Annotated in this window: 18 protein-coding genes and 1 pseudogene; 9 read left to right on the top strand and 10 right to left on the bottom strand. The window is 38.0% G+C overall.

The features are described from left to right. Window positions 1-15: 15 nt before the first annotated feature. Entirely contained in the window at window positions 16-720 is a 705-nt protein-coding gene (gene pyrF / locus QT16_RS17740; protein ID WP_002961184.1) for an orotidine-5'-phosphate decarboxylase, read from the top strand. Window positions 721-813: 93 nt separating this feature from the next. After that, window positions 814-1,188 (top strand): hypothetical protein, encoded by a 375-nt coding sequence (locus QT16_RS17735; RefSeq protein ID WP_039489775.1) that lies wholly within the window; start codon window positions 814-816, stop codon window positions 1,186-1,188. A gap of 39 nt (window positions 1,189-1,227) precedes the next feature. Here QT16_RS17735 and QT16_RS17730 read toward each other — a convergent pair whose 3' ends face one another. Continuing rightward, entirely contained in the window at window positions 1,228-2,061 is an 834-nt protein-coding gene (locus QT16_RS17730) for a CvfB family protein (RefSeq protein ID WP_002961188.1), read from the bottom strand. A gap of 2 nt (window positions 2,062-2,063) precedes the next feature. After that, window positions 2,064-3,392, bottom strand: coding sequence for a DEAD/DEAH box helicase (locus tag QT16_RS17725; RefSeq protein ID WP_039489773.1), 1,329 nt, complete (start codon window positions 3,390-3,392; stop codon window positions 2,064-2,066). 208 nt (window positions 3,393-3,600) lie between these two features. On the opposite strand from QT16_RS17725, the gene trhO reads away from it, so the two are divergent. From trhO to QT16_RS17710, 3 genes are all read left to right on the top strand, one after another. Beyond that, entirely contained in the window at window positions 3,601-4,608 is a 1,008-nt protein-coding gene (trhO, locus tag QT16_RS17720; RefSeq protein WP_002961191.1) for an oxygen-dependent tRNA uridine(34) hydroxylase TrhO, read from the top strand. A 148-nt stretch (window positions 4,609-4,756) separates the two neighbouring features. Then, window positions 4,757-6,652, top strand: coding sequence for a DUF294 nucleotidyltransferase-like domain-containing protein (locus QT16_RS17715; RefSeq protein WP_039489770.1), 1,896 nt, complete (start codon window positions 4,757-4,759; stop codon window positions 6,650-6,652). A gap of 3 nt (window positions 6,653-6,655) precedes the next feature. Continuing rightward, window positions 6,656-7,366, top strand: a complete 711-nt coding sequence (locus tag QT16_RS17710; protein ID WP_024595068.1) for a 3'-5' exonuclease — start codon at window positions 6,656-6,658, stop codon at window positions 7,364-7,366. Between the two features lie 80 nt (window positions 7,367-7,446). Here the strand turns inward: QT16_RS17710 and QT16_RS17705 are convergent, their stop codons facing one another. After that, window positions 7,447-9,027: a BCCT family transporter gene (locus QT16_RS17705; RefSeq protein WP_007376589.1), complete on the bottom strand. Its 1,581-nt coding sequence runs from the start codon at window positions 9,025-9,027 to the stop codon at window positions 7,447-7,449. Window positions 9,028-9,655: 628 nt separating this feature from the next. Here QT16_RS17705 and egtB point away from each other — a divergent pair. Together egtB and egtD are read left to right on the top strand one after the other, a co-directional pair. Further along, on the top strand, window positions 9,656-10,927 hold the full coding sequence (gene egtB, locus QT16_RS17700) for an ergothioneine biosynthesis protein EgtB (protein ID WP_039489769.1): 1,272 nt from the start codon (window positions 9,656-9,658) through the stop codon (window positions 10,925-10,927). Continuing rightward, the gene (gene egtD, locus QT16_RS17695) at window positions 10,924-11,898 is read left to right on the top strand and encodes an L-histidine N(alpha)-methyltransferase (RefSeq protein WP_039489766.1); all 975 of its coding nucleotides are present in this window, start codon (window positions 10,924-10,926) and stop codon (window positions 11,896-11,898) included. The genes egtB and egtD overlap by 4 nt, the downstream gene beginning before the upstream one ends. Window positions 11,899-12,181: 283 nt before the next feature. Here egtD and QT16_RS17690 read toward each other — a convergent pair whose 3' ends face one another. The 6 genes and pseudogenes from QT16_RS17690 to pxpB all read right to left on the bottom strand — a co-directional run bounded on the left by QT16_RS17690 (window position 12,182) and on the right by pxpB (window position 17,454). Then, a complete protein-coding gene (locus tag QT16_RS17690) occupies window positions 12,182-13,069 on the bottom strand; it encodes a PhzF family phenazine biosynthesis protein (protein WP_039489764.1) in 888 nt (295 codons plus the stop codon). After that, the gene (asnB, locus tag QT16_RS17685) at window positions 13,053-14,726 is read right to left on the bottom strand and encodes an asparagine synthase B (RefSeq protein ID WP_039489762.1); all 1,674 of its coding nucleotides are present in this window, start codon (window positions 14,724-14,726) and stop codon (window positions 13,053-13,055) included. The genes QT16_RS17690 and asnB overlap by 17 nt, the downstream gene beginning before the upstream one ends. 153 nt (window positions 14,727-14,879) lie before the next feature. Further along, window positions 14,880-15,548: a pyroglutamyl-peptidase I gene (gene pcp, locus QT16_RS17680; RefSeq protein WP_082007364.1), complete on the bottom strand. Its 669-nt coding sequence runs from the start codon at window positions 15,546-15,548 to the stop codon at window positions 14,880-14,882. Continuing rightward, window positions 15,541-15,825: pseudogene (locus QT16_RS21105) on the bottom strand (5-oxoproline transporter, DUF979 family subunit); the annotation flags it as partial. The gene pcp and the pseudogene QT16_RS21105, both read right to left, overlap by 8 nt. 44 nt (window positions 15,826-15,869) lie before the next feature. Next, window positions 15,870-16,796, bottom strand: coding sequence for a 5-oxoprolinase subunit C family protein (locus QT16_RS17675; RefSeq protein WP_039489760.1), 927 nt, complete (start codon window positions 16,794-16,796; stop codon window positions 15,870-15,872). Then, window positions 16,789-17,454 carry a 5-oxoprolinase subunit PxpB gene (pxpB, locus tag QT16_RS17670; RefSeq protein ID WP_039489757.1) on the bottom strand — a complete coding sequence of 222 codons (666 nt, stop codon included), beginning with the start codon at window positions 17,452-17,454 and terminating at the stop codon, window positions 16,789-16,791. Before pxpB ends, QT16_RS17675 begins: the two co-directional genes overlap by 8 nt. A gap of 248 nt (window positions 17,455-17,702) precedes the next feature. Here pxpB and msrA point away from each other — a divergent pair, with 248 nt between their 5' ends. Beyond that, entirely contained in the window at window positions 17,703-18,992 is a 1,290-nt protein-coding gene (gene msrA / locus QT16_RS17665) for a peptide-methionine (S)-S-oxide reductase MsrA (protein WP_039489755.1), read from the top strand. Between the two features lie 133 nt (window positions 18,993-19,125). Beyond that, window positions 19,126-19,902 (top strand): transporter substrate-binding domain-containing protein, encoded by a 777-nt coding sequence (locus tag QT16_RS17660; RefSeq protein WP_039489753.1) that lies wholly within the window; start codon window positions 19,126-19,128, stop codon window positions 19,900-19,902. 952 nt (window positions 19,903-20,854) lie between these two features. Here QT16_RS17660 and QT16_RS17655 read toward each other — a convergent pair. Continuing rightward, window positions 20,855-21,736 carry a LysR family transcriptional regulator gene (locus QT16_RS17655; RefSeq protein ID WP_039489751.1) on the bottom strand — a complete coding sequence of 294 codons (882 nt, stop codon included), beginning with the start codon at window positions 21,734-21,736 and terminating at the stop codon, window positions 20,855-20,857. Between the last annotated feature and the right edge of the window lie 147 nt (window positions 21,737-21,883).

Below are 21,883 nucleotides of genomic sequence, written 5' to 3'. Positions count from 1 at the left end.
TTCACTAGGATAGTTATGTCTTTCGAACACTCAAAAAAAATTCTTATTGCATTAGATTACGATGATCAAGAAGTTGCTTTAAACTTTGTTAAACAACTTTCTCCTGATACTTGCCGTCTCAAGGTCGGCAAAGAAATGTTTACCTATTTTGGACCTGCATTTGTTAAAGAGTTAATTGATTTAGGTTTTGATGTTTTCTTAGATTTAAAGTTTCATGATATTCCTAATACAGTAGCTAAAGCGGTTACTGCAGCTGCTAAAATGGGGGTGTGGATGGTAAACGTTCATGCTTCTGGTGGCTTTGAAATGATGAGCAAAGCTAAATCGGCTCTAGAGCAATTTGGTGACAAAGCGCCATTACTTATCGCTGTTACTGTATTAACAAGTATGGATGAAACAGAGCTTAAGCGTTTAGGTGTTGATAAATCAGCTCAAGAGCAAGTTATCTATTTAGCTAAGCTTGCAAAGGAAGCTGGGCTTGATGGTGTTGTGTGTTCTGCACAAGAAGCAAAAGCTTTAAAAACAGAGTTAGGTGATAGCTTTAAGCTTGTTACGCCTGGTATACGCCCTGAAGGGAGTGATGCGGGTGATCAAAAGCGTATAATGACTCCTAAGCAAGCTATAGATTCAGGAAGTGACTATTTAGTTATAGGCAGACCGATTACTCAAGCAGATAATCCTGTAAAAGTGCTTAGTGATGTTAATAACTCTATAGCTTAATTTAACAATAAGCAGTCATATAGTGCTAAAACCCCTTACCTTATGTGAGTTTTATGTTACATTAATAAAATCAAAATGTAGTAGGGGTTTGTTTTGAAGTTATTTTTTGGTTCTATAATAATTGTTATTGCGGGTTTTTCAGTAAATAAGTACGTTTTTTCTAATAAAGCATACGATGGTGTAACAACCGTTACAGATATAATTCCAACGTACCCAGTCGATATGTTTGATTTTAAAAAAACAATGCAAGATTATGCTCATCATCTGTGTTACAAAAATGAAGATACACTTATATCTCAGCATGTAAGCGTTAGTGAATGTATATCAAAGCTTGATGATAAAAAAACAGAATGTGAAAAAAAGGTTTTTCGTTTGGCACCGCTCAATCTTGAGTCGGAAGTTGAAGTGCTTGATTATTCAAGGCAATATACGCAATGTACATTGCCTTATAAATATATTTTAGGTTAATTACTAACAGGTATTATTAGTAATTACAGCCAATTATAATTAAGATCTTAAGCGAATGGATTTCGCTTCAATATCTATTAACTCTTGTTTAAATAAGCCACCAATTGCTTTTTTATAATTAGCCTTACTTGTAGAAAACATCTTTTTTATTGCTTCAGGATCAGACTTATCACCAAGTGGAATAACACCGCCTTCGTTTTTAAGCTTTTGCATAATAGTTTCACCAAGGTCACTTACTTTTCCCATACCTGGCTTTTCTAGTACAACATCAATTTTTCCGTCGTCACGCACTTTTTGAATATAGCCTTTAAGCTTTTGACCCACAAATAAGCTTTTAAATACCATATTGTAAAAAACAACACCGAAGTGCGACTCTTCAATTAATACTTTGTAGCCAATATCTGTTTTGCCAGCAACAATTAAATCCACTTCTTGTAAGTGAGTATATTGTGGCTCATCTTTTGATAGGAAACGATTAAAGTTGTTTGAGGCACAAATACGTTGGCTTGCATTATCAAGATACAGGCGTACTAAATAAGAATGGCCTTCTTGCATGCGTGGCTTTTGTTCATTAAAAGGTGCAAGCACATCTTTCTCAAGCCCCCAATCTAAAAATGCCCCAATACTATTTATTTCTTTAACGCGTAGTAGGGCATACTCGCCTACTTGAGCATGTGGTTTCTTTATTGTTGCTGTGGCTAAATTAGCATTGTCTAAAAAGATAAATACACTAATACTATCGCCCGCTTCAAGCTCATGTTTTATTTCTTGTTTTGGTAAAAATACTTCACCTAAATCATGGCCGTCTAAGTAAGCACCTTCGTTACTCACTTCTTTTACAAATAATGTTTGTGTGGTTCCTAGGTAACTCATAATTATTCCTGCTCAGGCTTTTTTTTACGGCGCATTGGTGTATCGCCATCAATGTTCATCGGTGCTTTAATTGGTGCTGTAGGCTTTTTAGGTTTAGCTTTGCGCTTAAATGCAGGCTTTTTAACAGCGGCGGCTTTTTCTTTAGATTTGTCCCACGCTGCCTCAGGTTTTTTATCTTTTAAACCTTTAAACTTAGCTTTTAAGCTCTCTACGCTCGCAAATTTTAATTCGTCATTTAAAAATGCTTTAATAGCTAAATAACTTGCCCAATCTTTTGGGCCAACTAATGAAATTGCATTTCCTTTAAAGCCAGCACGTCCTGTACGACCTATGCGGTGTACATACTCTTCAGCGTGTTTTGGTAAATCAAAGTTAATAACGTGCGTTACGCTTAACAAATCTAAACCACGAGATGCAACGTCGGTGGTAATCAATATTTTAAAGTTTTCGCGACTAAATGAATCCATGATATCTAAACGTTTGTTTTGCGTTAAATCACCAGCAAGTGCTACAGATTTGAAGCCTTTAGCATTAAGCGCTTCACTCAAGCGACTCGTGTCAGAACGTGTTGCTGTGAAGATAATACATTGACCAACATCATCTTGGTTTAAAAAGTGCTCTAATAACGCTTCTTTATGATCAAGGTGATCGGCAAGGTATAACGTTTGTTTAATATCACTATGTTGCTCGTTTGCTGCACTTAGCGTAATTTGTTTTGGTTTTTTTAATAGGTTACGTGATAGTGCATCTACTTGTGCATGGTCAAGTGTTGCAGAAAACAATAACGTTTGGCGTAGACGGTGATTAGCTTGCTCGTTAATCATTTTTAACTGCTCGGTAAAGCCTAAATCTAAAATACGATCGGCTTCATCAAAAATAAGCAGTTCTAGTCCACTCAATTGCAATGAGCGTTTTGTAATGTGATCAGCTAAACGCCCAGGTGTAGCAACTACGAATTGTGGGTCGTTTCTAAGAGCTTTTATTTGGTCATTAAAGTTTTCGCCGCCAAGTATTTTAACTGCCTTAATAGCTGTGCCTGCAATTAATAAACGCAGCTGAGTAAATACTTGCGTAGCAAGCTCACGCGTAGGAGCAACAATAAGTACACGAGGATCGCGTTTGCTGAGTGCTTTTTGTTTCATAACCCTTTGTACAGCAGGTAATAAAAACGCCAAGGTTTTGCCCGACCCAGTTTTAGACTGAGCGAAAATGTCATGCCCTGCAAGTGCGGTAGGCACTGCATGCGCTTGAATATCGGTGGGCTGGGTGATCCCTTGATGTGCTAATTGTGTTTCAAGGCGTGTATCAATCCCAAGATCAGTAAACTGCAAAGTGTGTTTCTCCAAAATGAGCAAATTAACTCTATAAATTTATTAGCGCATTATAGCTTACACAGCTAGGTCGCTAACAGTAAAAACCAATCTATAGCGCTATTTTTTGCAATTAAACTAAAAAAGCGTAAAATACGCGCCCCATATGCGCCGGATTTACGATTCGGTAAACGCCAATACTGGCTAACAAGGCAAAATAGGAAATATAATGACTGTTGTTCATAAAGATAATGTAACGGGCGATCACTTTGTAGTATGTGCGCTGTATAAGTTTGTAGGTTTACCTGAATTTGAAGCTATCCGTAAGCCATTACTAGAAGTGATGGAAGCAAATGAAGTACGCGGTACTTTATTGCTCGCTGCCGAAGGTATAAACGGCACTGTTTCTGCAAAACGTGAAGGGATAGACAACTTATTAGCATGGCTAGATGAGCAACCAAATTTAAAAAACATCGTTACAAAAGAATCTTACGACGATGAATGTCCGTTTTACCGCACTAAAGTAAAACTAAAAAAAGAAATTGTAACAATGGGCGTTGAAGGCGTAGATCCGCTTAAAGTTGTGGGTAGCTATGTTAAGCCAAATGAGTGGAACGCACTTATATCTGACCCTGAAGTAATTTTAATTGATACACGTAATGATTACGAAATTGAAATTGGTACATTTCAAAATGCGGTCGATCCAAATACCAAAACGTTCCGCGAATTTCCACAGTGGGCAAAAGAAAACTTAGACCCTGAAAAACACAAAAAAGTGGCGATGTTTTGTACCGGCGGTATCCGCTGCGAAAAATCGACAGCCTACATGAAAGAGCAAGGTTTTGATGAAGTTTATCACCTTGAAGGCGGTATCTTAAAATACCTAGAAGAAGTGCCAAAAGAAGAAACCATGTGGGAAGGCGAGTGTTTTGTATTTGATAATCGCGTTGCGGTTGATCATGACCTACAAAAAGGCTCTTATGATCAATGCCACGCGTGTCGTATGCCAATTACAGAAGACGAAAAGTTAAAGCCTGAATACATGGAGGGCGTCTCTTGTCATCATTGTATTGAAGAAGTTACGGATGAACAACGCGCACGTTTTGCAGAGCGCCAAAAGCAAATAGAATTAGCGCAAGCGCGTGGTGAAGGCCATATTGGTAATGAAGCACAAGCTGTTTTACAGCAACGTAAAGAAGCTAAAAAAGCCCAAAAAGACGCTCAGCGCGGTAAATAAATTTATACAATAAGTATTACATTTAAAGAGTCTATTTAGGCTCTTTTTTTGTGCCTAAATTTGTACAGTAATTGTTTTCACACCCCGATGATAGTGTTAATCTGCAAAATAGATTTAGTCATTTTAATGCGCATACAGGAAGGGATTTATGCAAGCCGAACAAGTTGAAATCGCACAATTTTTAGCACAACATCCTCCTTTTGATGACTTACCTCAAAAAGCGCTTAATGAGCTAGCTCAACAAGTAGAAGTTGCTTATTTTAGAGCAAAAACAGATATATTGAGTTTTGGACAAGACATTTCTGATTTGTATGTAATTAGAAGTGGCTCTGTAGAAATGTACCGCCGAAATGGCGAGCTGTATAATCGTTTGGCTACCGCAGGTATATTTGGTCAAATGGGTTTATTGATGAACCGTAAGGTACGTTTTCCTGCAACTGCTCTTGAAGATACGTTAGTATATTGCATAAATGTCGAGCTATTTAATCGTTACTGTGATGAGTTTGATGCGTTTGCTGATTACTTCGAAACAGACGGTAACGTGCGTTTGCATCAAGCTATTGTCGAACAAGCCGATGGCAATGACCTGACAACCGCGAAGGTAAAATCATTAATTCACAGAGATGTAGTTACCGTAGATGCAACCTCTACGATACAAGATATCGCTAAATTAATGACCGAAGAGGCGGTATCATCAGTGTTGGTAACCGATGTAAATAAACCCATAAATGATGACCCAGAAGAAGATGATGGACAAGTAGTTGGTATAATAACCGATAGGGATTTACGCACTAAAGTAGTGGCTAAAGGGCTTGCCTTTAACACGCAAGCAAAAGACATTATGTCCACTAACTTAGTACTATTAGATGCTAATGACTATATTTTCGAAGCTGTATTGGCCATGCTTAGAGATAACTTACATCATTTGCCAGTAGTACAAAAAAGACGCCCAATAGGCGTTATCTCCCTCTCTGATATTTTGCGTTATGAATCCCAAAGCAGCTTATTACTTGTACGTGGCATACTGGCTCAACAAACAATAGAGGATTTGGCGCATTATGCACGCCAATTGCCCAATGTGTTTGTTCGTATGGTGAATGAAGATGCAAACTCACACATGGTTGGTACAGCCATGGCTGTTATAGGGCGTACATTTAAACAAAGACTACTTGTATTAGCAGAAGAAAAGTTTGGGCCACCTCCTGTGCCTTACTGTTTTATTGCTCTGGGCTCAATGGCTCGAGACGAGCAACTTATTGTAACCGATCAAGACAACGCGCTTATTTTAGATGACAGTTATGACGACGAAAAACATAACGCGTATTTTCAAAATATTGCCGATTTTGTGTGTGATGGTTTAGCGCAGTGTGGTTACACCTACTGTGATGGAGAAATTATGGCGTCGTTTAAAAAATGGCGTAAAACTCGCTCACAGTGGTTCGATCAATTTGCAGATTGGATAGCGCAGCCAAAACCACAAGCATTGCTTAATAGTTCTATATTTTTTGACTTAGACGGTGTGTGGGGTAAAACCAAGTGGGCCGACGAGCTTAAAATATTTATAGCAAAACAAAGTAAAGTAAATCGCGTATTTTTAGCTAATATGGCAGCAAATGCTAGAAATAGAACACCTCCACTTGGTTTCTTTAAAGGCTTTGTTATGGAGCATAATGGCCAACATAAGCGTTCAATGAACTTAAAGCGAAGAGGGACTGCACCTCTTTCTGATGTTATTCGCGTGCACGCATTAGCTATTGGTTCGCGTAAACAAAATTCGTTTGAGCGGCTAGAAGACATTATTGAAGCGAAACTTTTACCACAGGGTAAAGCGCAAGATTTACGTGATGCACTTGAGTATATTGCCATGATGCGAATTCGCCATCAAGCGTGGCAAATAGAGAAGGGCGAAGAGCCCGATAACGACTTAGATCCACATTTACTTTCTCCGTTCGAGCAACGAAACTTAAAAGAGGCGTTCGCCATTTTAGAAAAAGCACAAAGCTATTTAAAATTTAGCTACACAGCAAACTCTGGTGTGAAGTAGCCTATGAATCCGCGTAATCATAAAGCAATTGATTGGCAAGCTAGGTATAACGAGCTTGCCAATAGCACCAAAAATAAACTCCTAAAACACTTTTATGCGGGTGCTTATAATCAAGACAAAGCTGCAATAAAAGACGTGCCTTTTGTAGCAATGGATTTTGAAACAACAGGCTTAAATAGCCAAAACGACGATATAGTGAGTGTTGGTTTAGTGCCGTTCAATTTAGAGCGCATTTATTGTAAGCACAGTCGGCATTGGGTTGTGCAGCCTAGGCGAAACCTTCATGAAGAGTCTATTTTAATACATGGAATAACGCACTCTGAGGTGGACGACGCCCCCGACTTTAATCAAATTATAGAGCCTTTACTTGAAGCGCTCAGTGGTAAAGTTGTCGTGGTGCATTATGCCGCAATAGAACGTCACTTTTTAAATAATGCGTTATTGTTAAGGCTTAAAGAAGGTATTGAGTTTGCACTTGTTGATACAATGGAAATAGAAAAAAGAGCACTAAAAGCAAGGCAGGGGTTATTAGGGCGATTGTTTAACACAAAATTAGGTTCTCTTAGGCTAACAGATTGCCGTGCGCGTTATTCCCTACCAGCATATCAAAATCACAATGCGTTAACGGATGCACTTGCTACAGCAGAACTTTTACAAGCGCAGCTGAGTTATCATTATCGTGTAGATACTCCAATCTCAGAGCTGTGGCTCTAGCTTTTAATGACTAAACAAAAAAACGCCGCAAAAATTGCGGCGTTTTCGTTACTAATTAAAAGTATTACTTACTAGAAATATTATTTAACTGGGCGAGGCTCAGTTCGTAAACCTAAAACTAAGCTTAAACACATAAATAATAATACAATAGTAAATGGCAACCCTGTAGAGACAGCGCCTGCTTGTAGTGCTTCAATTGCTTGTGTGCCACCAATCCAAAGTAAAGCAGCTGCAATTGCGCCCTCAACCGATGCCCAAAATATACGTTGTGGTACCGGTGCATCAATTTTACCGCCAGCTGTAATTGAATCAATTACTAATGAACCAGAGTCAGATGACGTAATGAAAAATACCAACACTAATAAAATTGCAATAAACGATAAAATATTAGATAGAGGTAATTCATCAAGCATTTGGAACATAGCTAAAGGTACTTCAGTTAAACCATTAGTGCCTAACGCACCAACACCATTAACTACTTGATCAATAGCAATACCGCCGTAAATAGACATCCATAAAACAGTAACTAGAGTAGGGATAAGTAAAACCGCAATTAAGAATTCACGAATTGTACGACCACGTGATACACGCGCGATAAACATACCTACAAACGGTGACCAGGAAATCCACCAAGCCCAGTAAAACACAGTCCAACCATGCATCCATGTTTCGTCTTCACGACCGTGAGGATTACTCAATGGAATAATATTTTCTACATAGCCCATCACGGTAGTTGGTACATTACCCATTGCTACGGCAAAGCCTACTAAACATACAAACAATAATAATGAAAACGCAATTAGCATATTTACATTACTTAGTAGCTTCACACCACCGTCAATACCACGAACCACAGAGACTATGGCTAAAAGTGTTACACCCGCAATAACTAAAATTTGAGAGCCAATGCCACCTTCTGTACCAAATACATGGTTAATACCTGCAGAAGCTTGCTGCGCACCTAAACCTAAAGATGTTGCAAGGCCAAATAACGTAGCAAGTACAGCTAAGATATCAATGATATGACCAGGCCACCCCCACGCTCTATCACCTAATATAGGGTAAAAAATAGAACGAATTGAAAGCGGTAAACCTTTGTTATAGGTAAAAAACGCAAGAGATAAACCAACAACTGCGTAAATAGCCCAAGGGTGAAGACCCCAATGAAACATAGTTGCGCCCATTGCTAATTTTGCAGCTTCTGGTGTATTAGCGGCTACATTAAGCGGTGTTTCGTACCAACCAGTAAAGTAAGCAACTGGTTCAGCAACGCCCCAAAACATAAGGCCGATACCCATACCCGCAGCAAATAACATAGCAAGCCATGAAACGCGAGAGTGAGAAGGTTTAGCGTCATCACCACCAAGGCGAATATTACCGTAAGGAGAAACAATAAGTGCTAAACAAAAGAGTACAAAGAAGTTAGCAGCCCACATGAATAGGGCATCAAAATTATTAATAATATCGGTCTTGATACTATCAAGCGCTGTTTTTGCAGTTTGTGGGTCGGTAACAAGTATGGCGATTAAAAAGATGACAATCAGGCCCGCACTAGTTCCAAAAACAGGGTTGTGAATATCAAATCCCCACTTTTGTACGTTGTCCTGACCTACGGTGTAATCCGTGTTGTCAATACTATATTTGTCATGATTTTCCTTCATGCAATACCTCTTTAGTTGTCCTAACAAGCCAAAATAAATTCGGCGTCATATCGAATTACATTAGTCTTTAAATATTAGGTAAAAAGTAATACCGTAATTATTTGAAGACTAACTAATTTGAAGCGTGATCATACAGCTAGTAGTGTATGAGTTAAATATTAAATGTAAATGAATTTGTATTTAAAACGCTGTTTATATGGCCAAATTCATGATTATTTCATTTAAAAGCCCTAAATTTAAAAATTCAGTGAACGTTAAAATTTAGTTTGCTATTAAAAGTATTAATTTACTTGGTTAAGTAAAAAAAGATCATTTTTAAGTAGCTTAATTAATGCTTAAATATTAGGGCTTGTTAGTCTTTTAGGATTGAAATTTGTTAAGTCTAGTCGCGATTTAATCGCTCCTAGATTTATAGCTTAGCGGTTCGGTAACAGCTTATGCGTTATTTTTCATGCTTGCATGCAAATAAAAATAATCAAAAGCCGGCTAGCAAAGAGCGAATTTCTCTTCAAGGCTATTATAAATTTATAAGCCGATAAGCATCTTTAATCAAGTTGTAATATGAATATGATTTAACACAACACTAAGCTATATTTTATAAATAGATAGGCAAAGGATTAATACTATTATGCGTGAAAGCGTTACAAACGATACCAATCAAAAAGAACTTGTTAAACGCTTTTGCAGCGTTAGAGACGAAAGCCTAGCTATTATTGAACCACTCACTGTAGAAGATTGCCAATTACAAGCTATGGCTGATGCTAGTCCCACTAAATGGCATTTAGCGCATACCACGTGGTTTTTTGAAACGTTTTTACTTAGTGTTCATTGTAAACATTACGCAGTGTTTAACCCTCACTATAAAATGCTTTTTAATTCTTACTACAATGGGATTGGAGAGCAATTTAAACGGGCAAACAGAGGAAGCTTATCTAGGCCAGGTTTAGACGAAGTGCTAGCTTACAGAGAATATGTAGATAGCCGTGTGATTGAATTACTTAAGACTGACGTTGACCCGCACATTAAAGATATTATTGAACTTGGGTTAAACCACGAGCAACAGCATCAAGAACTAATGCTTATGGACATCAAATATAACTTTTCAGTAAATCCATTATTTCCTCAATATAAAACATCGCTTTTAAATAGCCAAAAAAAATCAGCTGATATTAAACCCCTTAATTTTATCAATTTTGAACAAGCTATTATTAATATTGGCACAAATGCCGACGATGAATTTGCATATGATAACGAGTGCCCCAAACACCAAGTACTAATTCATCCATTCAGTTTTGCTAATAGATTGGTCACTAATGGTGAATATTTAGACTTTATAAATGCCGGTGGATATAGCAATCCACAATATTGGTTAAGCGACGGTTGGGCGCATATTCAAAACTCTCGTTTAACGCACCCATTATATATGCATTGCATAAATAACGAATGGTTTGAGTTTACACACTATGGATTGCAGCCATTAAATTTAAGTGCCCCCATCAGCCATGTTAGTTATTTTGAGGCCAGCGCCTACGCTAATTTTGTAAAGGCTCGCTTGCCTACAGAGTTCGAGTGGGAATATGCAGCTAAAAATACACCTTTAACAGACACTAATAATAACTACCTAACACCACAACAAGCAAAAGATGATACTGAAATAAACCAGTTAACGGATTCATGTTGGCAATGGACAAACAGTGCATATTTGCCATACCCCGGTTTTAAGCCTATTGAAGGAGTAGCAGGGGAATACAATGGTAAATTTATGAATAACCAAATGGTGTTACGGGGCGGGTGTGTGTTTACCCCTCAAAACCATTTACGACAAACATACCGAAATTTTTATTACCCACATCAAGCGTGGATGTGCAGCGGGATAAGACTAGCTAAGGATATAGTATGAGCCAAGTAACAGCGATTAAACAAAGTAACATAACCGACACTGAATTTTTAAACGACGTGATAAGCGGATTAACTCAACAACAAAAAACGCTTCCGTGTAAGTATTTTTACGATGATAAAGGTGCTGCATTATTCGAGCAAATAACATCCTTACAAGAGTATTATGTTACACGTACGGAGTTGTCTATTTTAGAGCAATACTCGCAGTCAATTGCTCAAATGCTACCTGAAAACCTTTCTATTATTGAGCCCGGGTGTGGTTCGGGTAAAAAGGTCGCGTATTTATTAGCGCACATGGCAAACGTAAAAACCTTCGTACCATTTGAAATTTCTGAGGAGATGCTCAGTTATTCACTTGCACATTTGTCGCCATTATTTCCAGATTTGGCAATTTCGCCATTACTAGGAGACTTTACACATAGCCAAATGGTTAAACAGCTAACCAAAGACACCGCTTTAGACAGTCAAACCAATTTGGTGTATTTTCCAGGCTCTACTCTTGGTAATTTTGCCCCAGTTAAAGCCATAGAAATTATGAATAATTTCCATCGCTTATGTGGTGTAAACGGTTATGTATTAATTGGGGTTGATTTAGTAAAAGAGCACCAAGTGTTACTTGATGCATATAACGATAAAGCGGGAATCACCGCTGCATTTAATAAAAATTTACTACAACGTATTAATAACGAGCTAAGTGGCACATTTAATTTAGATAACTTTAGCCACGAGTCACGCTTTAACGAGCAACATAGCCGCATTGAAATGCATTTAGTAAGTAACTGTAATCAAAGCGTGATTATAAATGATCAGCAAATAGACTTTATTGAAGGCGAAAGTATCCATACAGAAAACTCTCACAAGTACACGCTCGAATCGTTTAAGCAGCTTGCAGCGCAAGCTAATTTAAAGTTAGAGCAAACATGGCAAGACGATAGTAACTATTTTGCATTGTGCTTATTAAGGCCGCTTTAAACGTTTACTTAATATGTTTAGGGCGTGTTGATCTTTGATAGTTGAATTTGCAGCAATATGTTTGGTTTTTAGGCAAGGCAGAGCCTATGAAGTGTGGTTATTCCACATAAATAGGCGATAACGCAACATAAATGCCAAACATGTGCTGCCCTTCGGGTTCTGCCTAGGGGCGATAAACTCTTTGTTGTTCGATTTTTACTTAGCCCACTAGGTTACAAACCTCGCGCCGCGATTTAATCGCCCCTAGATTGAACAAATTTCAATTCGCAAAGGTCAACACGCCCTAGTAAATGACAACTTTAGCATTGTTAAGCTCATAGCTTAGCAATGCGCCATTATTTGATTGCTGTATAAGCTTGGCTTTATTTAAACCATGCAGTCTAAATAGAAGGGGGGCAATAACAGATATCGCAGAGCCCGTTGCACTGTCCTCATTTACTCCAAACTGGGGGGCAAAATATCTAAAATGCGCTATGGCATTTTTCTTGTCTTTATTTTTTATACTAAGCGCTATAACTGCATTTTTGTGGAGTTTACTCAAAGCCTTAAAATCAACATGTAAGCTTTTTAAATCGTCTTTTTCAACGTCTTTACTAAACTCTTTACTAAATTCTTTATTAAATTCTTCATTAAATAACACAACCGTATAACCGTTATTTTCGCCGGCACTGTAGGCTGCTTTTATTGCTAATGAAAACACACTTTGTAACTCACCTTTAGCTAATTCGCTTTTTTTAGGCTCTATACTTTTTAGTAACAACTGGGCGCGTTGTTTTTTTACTCTTATAGTAAAGCGCTCATGGCTCATTGATGTAAATACTTCAGGGCAATAACCAAAATATTTTATTAAAAAATTAGCGGCCGCTAAAGTACCATGCCCACAGCGTTTAATTTCACTTGTTTGGTTAAACCAGCGAATATTACAATGGCGTTTAGTTATCTCATTTTGATTTAAAAATACGGTAGCAGGGTGGTTTGATTGTGATGCAATATATTGCATTGTTTTTGATGTTAACCCAATTTTATAAATAACAATTAAAGCACTAGAGCCTTTTAAGTTATTTGCAGGGCTATAAAAAACAGATTCGGTGGAAGTGAGTTTTATAAAGCGAAGCGTAAGCCATTTGGGCTTACGCTTCGTTAAACAAAGAGTGTTATCCTTTGCTTGCATACGCGTCGTTATGAACGCCCGCAGCACGACCTGATGGATCTGCATTGTTTTGGAACGATGCGTCCCATGCAAGTGCTTCAGGAGTCGAACACGCTACCGATTTACCATGCGGTACACATTTAGCTGATGCATCACCCGGAAAGTGCGATTCAAAAATAGTACGGTAGTAGTAAGCTTCTTTTGAATCTGGCGTATTAATAGGGTATTTAAATTTAGCATTTGCAAGCTCTTGATCGCTCACTTGCTCATTTACAAACTCTTTTAACGTATCAATCCAACTGTAACCAACACCGTCTGAAAATTGCTCTTTTTGGCGCCATAAAACTTCATCAGGCAAGTAGCCATCAAAACCTTCACGTAAAATGTGTTTTTCAATTTTGCCATCTTTACACATTTTGGCTTCAGGGTTGATACGCATAGCAACATCAACAAATTCTTTATCAAGGAACGGTACACGTGCTTCAACGCCCCATGCTGCCATTGATTTATTAGCACGTAAACAGTCAAACATATGCAGTTTTGATACTTTACGGTTTAGCTCTTCATGAAACTCTTGTGCGTTAGGGGCTTTATGGAAGTATAAGTAACCACCAAATAGCTCATCAGCACCTTCGCCAGATAACACCATTTTAATGCCCATCGCTTTAATTTGGCGAGCCATTAAGTACATAGGTGTAGAGGCACGAATTGTTGTTACATCATACGTTTCAATGTGGTAAATCACTTCACGCAAAGCATCAATACCTTCTTGAATGGTAAAAATGATAGGGTGGTGAATAGTGCCAATCATGTCAGCTACTTTTTGGGCAGCGGCTAAATCAGGTGAACCCTCAAGGCCTACTGAAAAAGAATGCAGCTTAGGCCACCATGCATCGCTTTCGTCGTTATCTTCAATACGTTTGGCAGCAAAGCGCTGGGTAATAGCAGAGATAACCGATGAGTCTAAACCACCAGAAAGTAATACACCGTAAGGCACGTCACACATTAGCTGGCGTTTAACGGCCGCTTCTAATGCATCTTTAACGTCTTGCGCTTGTGCGCTGTTATCTTTAACTGCATCAAATGTTTCCCAATCACGCTTGTAATAAGGCGTGATTTTGCCATCTTTGCTGTACAGGTAATGCCCTGGTGGAAATTCTTCAATATGCTTACAAATTGGAGAAAGTGCTTTTAACTCAGAAGCAACGTAAAAGTTACCGTGCTCGTCGTGACCAGTGTAAAGCGGGATAATACCAATATGGTCACGGCCAATTAAGTAAGCGTCATTTTCTTCATCGTATAAACAAAATGCAAAAATGCCATTTAGATCATCTAAAAAGTCAGGCCCTTTTTGTTTATAAAGCGCTAAAATAACTTCACAGTCTGATTGAGTTTGAAAAGTAAAATCAACATCTAGCTCTGCTGCAAGTTCTTTATGATTATAAATCTCGCCATTAACCGCTAAAATATTTGTTTTTTCAGGATTGTATAAAGGCTGTGCACCGCTTGATACACCAACAATAGCTAAACGCTCATGTACTAAAATAGCTTTTTCAGATGCATATACACCAGACCAATCGGGGCCACGGTGTCTAAGCAGCTTTGACATTTCAATTGCTTGGGTACGCAATTGAGCGGGATCAGATTTAATATCTAATACCCCAAAAATTGAACACATAGTAACTCCTCATTCCTATTATGTGTGCAGCAAAGCCAATTTGCTGTGCTGCGAAACCTTGTTTTATCAGAAAAAATTACTCAAGTCACATAGCTTTTACAATTAATTAAGAATAATTTATGCACCAAGTTATATGTAACTGCACCAAAGTGGTCAATGCGTGGTGCCTGCTGTTATTTTTACGTCGTTATTATTGTTCAAAGCTTGTGCAATCATCACTTTTAGCGCGCTAATAACAGTGTCTTCACACATGCTTGGTGCGCCATTGTGGTGCACAGCTTGGCTTGGTAAATAAGGAATATGCACAAAGCCACCTTTCATTACAGCGTAGTGATCATTTATGTAATGCATAAGGCCATACATAACGTGATTGCATACATACGTACCTGCCGTATTGGAAATGGCAGCAGGTATATTGCTGTTGTGCAGTGCTTGTAACATACGCTTTATTGGCAAGTTAGTGAAATAGGCATCAGGGCCATTTTTTTCTATTGGTGTATCGACAGGCTGCTTACCTGCATTGTCTTTAATACGTGCATCGTCAACGTTTATTGCAATACGCTCAATTGATATTTCGCTGCGCCCACCGGCTTGGCCTATACATAAAACAACCGCCGGATTATGTGACTCAATGGCGTTTATAAGCTGACTAATAGACGTATTAAACTCACAGGCAAGTTCTAGTGTACATATTTTGTGTTTCATGATGATAGTTTCATCAAGTTTTTGCACTGCTTGCCAAGAAGGATTGATAGTTTCGCTACCAAAAGGCGCAAAGCCGGTTATTAATACACACGCCATAGAAGAAGTTGATTTAGTCATTACACACCAAGCTATACATTAAAATAATATTAACGGCGAGTAAGGTAACTGCCGTCTGAATTTGAACCTTTATTACATAGCACTTATCTTTTAAGTCTAAAAGAGCTGTAGGAATAATATTTAATTTGCTGCCATAGGCGTCATTAACATACTGCAATAGCCGCTATACATGCCGAGCGCAACTAATGGAGCTGGGCTTGCGCCCATGACCTCCAATTAAAAATGCCATACCTACACAATACAAAACAACCAGCATAAAACGATTATCAGGGCCAACAATTTAAGTCGAACATAGTTTTCCTATTTATTTTTAGAATATTTTTATAATGTATTTTTAAGTGCAAGGCTCAATTGATGTAGGTGTCCGTCAAGTTTCTGCTTCGCCTTCGCTGCTTCTTCAAACGTTACATATTTAAACTCAACAGTATCTAAAGGTCTAAACTGTGCAAATTGACGTAAGTCGGCTTCAATAACAGTCCCTAGCAGAGGGTAGCCCCCTGTAGTTTGGCCATCATTTAGTAACACAATTGGCTCTCCACTTGGTGGCAGTTGAATACTCCCAGGGCTCACCCCTAATGATGGCAAAGAGTGCGAATGCCCCAAATTATTTTTATGCTCAAGCCTTACACCCATTCGGTTACTATTATTGCTGACTTTAAAAGCGGTAGACACAAAGTTGCTAAGTAAAGTCTCGCCTAATAAGTCGGCATGAGGACTTGGATGCAGGCGTATAAGTTTGCGCTGGGCGGGAGCAATTGCGCCTACCTTTATAAACTCTCCATAATAAGGAGTAATAGGTATTTCATCACCAGTGGTGAGAGATCTACCTTCAAAACCACCAAAACATGCGTTTAAATCTGTAGATTTAGAACCCATAACCTCAGCATTTTGTATACCGCCTTTCACTGCTAAATAAGCTCTTAAGCCTGCTCTACCAGTAGCAAAACTTAGGACTTGTTTGTTTTTTAGTGCGTATGTCCAACCAGGATAAATTGCATGTCCATCAAGGGTTGCTTGCAAATCTGCACCATGAAGCGCTATTACTGTGTCGCAGGTAAATTCCAGTTCGCACAAACCTACAGTTATTTCTAAAACGGCATCATTGTCGTTATTGTTAAGTAATCTATTAGCAATTATTTGTGCATAAGGGTCTAGGCTGCCCGCTTTGCTTACACCTAAATGGCGGTAGCCCTCACGGCCAAAATCTTGAATTGTAAGTAATACACCACTTTTAAGTACTTTAATCATGATTTGCTCCTTTATTTACGAGCGGAACAAATTCAAGCGTATCGCCTGGTTGAATTAAACAAGGTTGCTCAGAGGTCGAATCAAACAAAACAGTATCTGTATGACCTATTATATGCCAACCACCTGGGGTATCTGCGGGGTAAATGCCGGTTTGTGCAGCTCCTATCGCAACAGAGCCTTTAGGAACCCTAGTACGTGGCTCATCACGTCTTGGTGTATGTAATTGCTCATTTAAGCCATGTAGGTAAGCAAAACCGGGCTGAAAGCCTAAAAATAAAACGTAGTACTTGGTTTTACTATGAATATTAATAACTTCATCGGCACTTAAATTATGATAGCGAGCCACGTAATTAATGTCCTCACCCTTGTATGAGGTTTTGATTAAGTGATGCTGCCCCTTAAAAGTACTCGTTTTAATATCATTCCACAGCGAAGGTAGCACTTGTAACCACTTATTTAAGTGTTTATCTGATTTTAAATAAAGAGTGAGCGAGTTCATGGCGGGCACCAAATCGCTAAATTCATCAGTGCTTTTACAGTGGCTAGCTAAAGCCCAAATTTTCTTTTGAATAGAGAGTCTATCTGTAGCGTCTAAATGCGATGCATCAAACAGTAAACTACTGTTTGTTAATGCATAAATATGAGGAGCTGGCTTCATTAAATAAACCTATTTGTACAACATTATTTAAACGTAACACAGTTTTATTAATTTATTTACACCATTGCGACTAAGTGGTTATGTTTATTGCCCAACTTACTTTAAGAGTAGTTTTATATTCAAATAATCGTATTTAACTTATTGAGGACCAAAACTTAATACGCTTCGTACTAAATAAGTAATTAGGTTGAAATGAAAATTAGGATAAGGAGGTCTTAGTTAGCACGCACTTGTTTAAGAGGTACTTTATGAAACACCAGCATTTATTATATTTATCAGGCGCTGCTATTATATTTAGCGCAGGCAGCTTTGCTTTATCTATGGAAAAGGTTGAGCACAGTAATGTAGAAGCCACCATGCATGTAGAAACCATTGTACTTGGATCGGGTTGTTTTTGGGGAGCCGAAAAACGCTACGAAGCGCTTAATGGCGTTATTGATGCTGAATCGGGGTACGCTGACGGCAATGGCTTTAAAGCTACCTACAGAAATATTACTGATCAGTCTCGTCGTTTTGACGAGAACAATTATGCTGAAGTTGTACAAGTTATGTATAACAGCAATATAATTTCAGCAGAAGATCTCTTAAAAAACTATTTTGAAAGTCACGACCCTACACAAAAAAATCGCCAAGGTAACGACATTGGTACTCAATATCGCTCAATTGTATTAACGACTACTGATGCACAAGCTAAAGTAGCTGAGCAAGTTAAATCGCAATATCAGCAGCTTTTAACTGATGCAAGCTATGGCAAAATTGAAACAGTTATTAAACCGCTTCAAGGTTTTGTATCGGCAGAAGAGTATCATCAAAATTATTTAGAAAAGAACCCTAATGGCTATTGTCCCGATCATTCTACCGGTGTTGTTTTTAATAAAACACCTGTAGAAAAAGTAGATAACACGGCTTTATTATCAGGGAAACAAATCGTAGTCTTAGATTCACGTGAATACTGCCCATACTGTGAAAAGTTTAAAAAAGCAGTCGCAAATGATTACAAAGGGACAATACCAATGTCGTTTCGCCATGCTGACCAACTTGATGATTTAACTATTAAGTCAGCCACGTGGGCAACACCGACCATTTTGTTTTTAGAAAATGGTATTGAGGTATATGGCCGTCAAGGTTATGCAACGCCTGAAGAGTTTTATAAAGCATTAGGCGCTTTTAAATTAGGTAACAGTGATGCTTATAAAGTTGCATTTGATGCACGAACAGATAGACCTTACTGTAAAGAGTACAAAGAGTTTAAAAATACACCAGACGGCACTTTTGTTGATAAATTAAGTGGCGAGCCACTATTTGATACAAGCGATAGGTTTAACTCAGGTACTGGTTGGTTGTCGTTTACTCATCCTGTAAAAAACAACGTAACACAGCACGACGATAGCAGCTGGGGGATGACACGCATTGAGCTTCGCTCTAAAAGTACAGGCATACACTTAGGACATTTATTTCCAGGTGAAGGTCCAAGAGGTCGCGATCGTTACTGTATTAATGCAACAGTCCTTGATTTTGTACCGAGAGATAAAAGCTAAACCCTTTCTTTGCGAAGCCTGATTTTAATCAGGCTTTTTTTTGCATAAAACAAAATAGGCTTATCATAATCTTTGCAAATTTGTTAAAATTCAAGCGTGCAGCTAATCGTCAATAATATTACTTAGGTTATTAATGAATCAATTAAAAAAAATAGCAACGCAGTTAATATATTTGCCATTCGCTTTACTGCTTTTAATAAACAACGCTAAATCAGCGACTCATTACGTAGTAGGCGTAGAGAATATAGAATACCTTCCATACTACGATGGTAGTGGGGCTGATAACCGCGACTATTATGGTTTCAGTCAAAAGTTACTTACCTTGTTTGCCCAGCAGCATGACTTTAAGTTTGAGTTTTACACACTACCTATTAATCGACTTTACAAAGAATTTGTGGAACATCGCCATGTCGACTTTAAGTATCCAGATAACCCTAGCTGGAAACCAAGCTACAAAGCTTCATTTATTGATGTAAATAAAATTATTTATTCGCAGCCAACCGTTGTGACTAAAACGGGCATTGCGAGTTTAAATAAAAATATCACTATTGATGAATGCATTAGTTTTGCAACGGTAAGAGGGTTTACGCCTCAAAGCTTTAAACCGTTAATGAATAATGAAAACGTTGAGTTAATAGAAACAGCTAACGTAATTGAATTAATAGAGTTGCTTTTAAAAGAGCGGGTGGAGTGTATTTACATTTCTAACGATGTATTAAATTATAACCTCCTAAAATACTTTAAATTAACCCGACCTGTTTATTTTCAAAACGAATTGCCGACAGATTTACAAGCCTTTTTATTATCGTCGATTGACTACCCTGACATAATCAAGAAATTTAATACCTTCTTGATTTCACATAAAGTGCAAATAAGTAAATTAAAAAAAGAATATCAAATTAAAAATTAACTAAAAAAGCCCCGTAAGTTATAACTTACGGGGCTTTTAAAAGTATTAAACTTATATTGCATATCATGTGGTTTGCGCCAAAAATAAAAACAGTTCAAGCCAAGTCACCACCTAACTTGAACCGCTTTTTCACACTGACAACATCTTCACACACAATATAAAGATTCTGTTTACTACGCTTTGGTAGCTTTGTATTGCATACCATGTGGTTTGCGCCAAAAATAAAAACAGTTCAAGCTAAGTCACCACCTAACTTGAACCGCTTTTTCACACTGACAACATCTTCACACACAATATAAAGATTCTGTTTACTACGCTTTGGTAGCTTTGTATTGCATACCATGTGGTTTGCGCCAAAAATAAAAACAGTTCAAGCCAAGTCACCACCTAACTTGAACCGCTTTTTCACACTGACAACATCTTACACACACAATATAAGATTCTTTTCACTGCTACGTTTGAGTTACTAGAACTCTAAAGGTTGCATTTATTGCTCTTAAGAAACAATTTAACTAAGTTGTTTTGAGCTGATAAAGCAACTTTAATATTTAACTTGATTTTCGACAAACGATAAAAACGAAACCAATGAGTGAAAAAAATTAAACTATAGACTTTAGTCTAATGTGTGGCGCTAAGTTTATGTATTTAATTAAAAAAATATTATTCAAATTTGCAGGGAGTTATACCAATCTGCTTATATATGGGGTCTATTTAACGTTAAGAAAATTACGCTAGAACTAGGCAAAAATTTTTTTATCTAGTTGTTCTCGGCAATTGCTCCCTGCATTGCTCTACCTCCTACATCCATGCAGTCGTAAATAAAAAACTTTTAACGACGTAATAGTGCAATTTAATTCGTTAAATTGATCAAAGATTTATGCAGGTTGGTATTAGACGAGTTCAGTAATACAACACAGAGTTGGTTGTATTACTGGACTCACTTAATAGGGGATTATTCTTGGATTTTTCTAAACGTATTTACAACCCACTTCGCAAATAAATCAAGCGGGTGATTAGGCGTGCTTGATTCGTGCTGCACTAAATAGTATTTATCTTTAGTTGTTAAAGGCTGTTCGAATAACTTGTAAAGCCATTGCTCATCTAGCCAGCTTTGGCTAATAGGCAGAGGGATAAGTGCAATGCCCATGCCTTGCTGCGCTGCACGCGCTACACCAAACATGCTATCTATTTGAATAATCTGCGAAGGAGAAAAATCATCAATCCCTGCTTTTTCAGCCCACTGATGCCATGCCCAAGGGCGAGCTTTGTGCAGTATTAGCGGAACTTGGTTAAGCGCTTGACGATGATCGTCCTTCCACTGGTCGAGCAATTTTTTATTACATGCAGGAATATATTCAAGGTTAAACAACTCAGTCGCTAACCCTTCAGTAGGTTTACCAGAGGACAATACAATAGATAAATCGCTATGACGCGTTAATTCTTTGCGTGTTTTAAGCGTGTCCATTTGCAGGTTTATATTAGGGTGTTCTGACGTCCACTCACTTAATTTAGGCATGAGTAGTTCGCTGGCAAAAAATTCAGGCAGGGTAATCGTCAAATTTGTATTTTGCTGCATCTGACTAAATTCATTAATGGTGCTCTCTAACATTGTGATGATAGGAGACACAGCATCAAAAAAGTTTTTACCCGCTGTGGTTAAGCTAATTGAACGCGTTTTACGTTGAAAAAGCTCAATACCAAGTTGTTCTTCAAGTTGTTTTATTTGATGGCTTACCGCAGACGGAGTTAAGTACAGCTCATTAGCTGCATGCTTAAAACTTAGGCTTCTTGCGGCAAAGCAAAAAGAGCGAAGGCCACGAATAGGAGTTTGCATGTTTTCCAGAATTATTTAATTTATTGAGACGCCTTACTTAGGCAAAATTTGAACCAACTATTTAATGTTTAAATATCAGTAGGTTAAAAATAAAATTAACGCTAGTTCACAAAAAGGGTGCAGGCTATCCACAAAATAGTGCAAAGA

Origin of the sequence: Pseudoalteromonas distincta (genome assembly GCF_000814675.1) — a bacterium.
Lineage (GTDB): Bacteria > Pseudomonadota > Gammaproteobacteria > Enterobacterales > Alteromonadaceae > Pseudoalteromonas > Pseudoalteromonas distincta.
This window is presented reverse-complemented; position numbering and strand designations above follow the sequence as displayed.